2 protein-coding genes and 1 pseudogene are annotated in these 1271 nt (G+C 45.4%); 1 reads left to right on the forward strand and 2 read right to left on the reverse strand.

The genetic code is table 11. The annotated features are described in order from the left end of the window. Positions 1-92: 92 nt before the first annotated feature. A pseudogene (locus BM299_RS18775) lies at positions 93-551 on the forward strand (IS3 family transposase); the annotation flags it as partial. A gap of 185 nt (positions 552-736) precedes the next feature. On the opposite strand, the gene BM299_RS18780 reads toward BM299_RS18775, so the two are convergent. Continuing rightward, positions 737-1024, reverse strand: coding sequence for a Uma2 family endonuclease (locus BM299_RS18780; protein ID WP_092488082.1), 288 nt, complete (start codon positions 1022-1024; stop codon positions 737-739). A 22-nt stretch (positions 1025-1046) separates the two neighbouring features. Further along, positions 1047-1271, reverse strand: a 225-nt coding sequence (locus BM299_RS19810; RefSeq protein WP_207545251.1) for a hypothetical protein, incomplete at its 5' end; no start/stop codon positions are given.

The following is a 1271-nucleotide window of genomic DNA, read 5'->3' on the forward strand; positions in this document are numbered from 1 at the left end:
GCCGTATACATGGAAACATGTACGTACGGTTCGGGGGAGAATGCACCAAAACCTACTCAAGTAATTGAGTAAGGCGTGGTGCATTTATCCCACTCCCAACAGACGAGGGATGGCTATACCTGGCTGCCATAGAAGATCTATTCAACCGCAAGATTGTAGGCTGGTCCATGGACAAAACCATGACCCGCCAGTTGGTACTGGATGCCCTAAAGCAAGCCATGCAGCGTTACCGCCCTTTGGCAGGGTTAATTCACCACTCGGATCGCGGCAGCCAATATGCAAGTCATGAATACCAGCAAGCTTTGAAAGATTACGGCATATTAGCCAGCATGAGTCGCAAAGGCAACTGTTATGACAACGCCTGTATGGAATCGTTCTTTGGTACGTTAAAACACGAACTCATTTACGGTAACCGGTTTAGAACCAGGAACCAGGCTCGTCAGGCGATCTTTGAATATATCGAAATATTTTACAACCGGATACGCTTACACTCCGCCCTTGGCTATATGTCACCGGTAGAGTTTGAACTGGCTTTTCGGTTAGCCGCGTAACTATGTTTTTGGCCGCTTGCGCAGCCCTTGATATGGAGTAGGGCCTGTGTTAGCCTGCTTGGGCCAAAGGCCATACGCAGTCGGCCTGCCCCCGGCCTTTACGGAAACACTGGCCCAGAGGCTCCTTGTCAAGGGCGGCCAAAAACTCTGAAATATGCAGTATCCCGCCGTTTAACGTGTCTATTTTAACGGGGCAAGCTCAGCACTTCCACTAACTGCAGGTCCGGGTCCACCAGCCAGTATTCCTTTACTCCGTGTTTAAAGTATATCCGGCTTTTTTTCTTTTTGTCATGGACGGCGGTGGACGGAGATAATATTTCAACCACCAGGTCCGGCGCCCCCTGTATGTACAATTCTCCAATTATATCAATTATATTAAGCCTATCTTTTGTGATAAAAAATACATTCGGAGCAACAACCATATCGCCTAAATGTACGTCTACATCCCCATTTACTTCCCCAAGATTATTCATGATTACAAAACGATCTAGATAATCATGGAATGACCGATAAAAAAATTATTGCAGCCAATATAAAATAATTAATAAGACCCAACGGCCTTACAATAACGTTAAGCCAGTTTTCCAGCACAATCTTTGTTGATATACAGCGCTTGATTGTTTTAGTATTATACGGTAACCTTATATCGAACATTTGTTCTATATAAGGATGACCATGCATGCTAACTGCTTTCTCCAGGGCTGAAGTGTATACACCTCG

It is taken from the genome of Desulfoscipio geothermicus DSM 3669 (assembly GCF_900115975.1).
Taxonomy (GTDB): Bacteria; Bacillota; Desulfotomaculia; order Desulfotomaculales; family Desulfallaceae; genus Desulfoscipio; species Desulfoscipio geothermicus.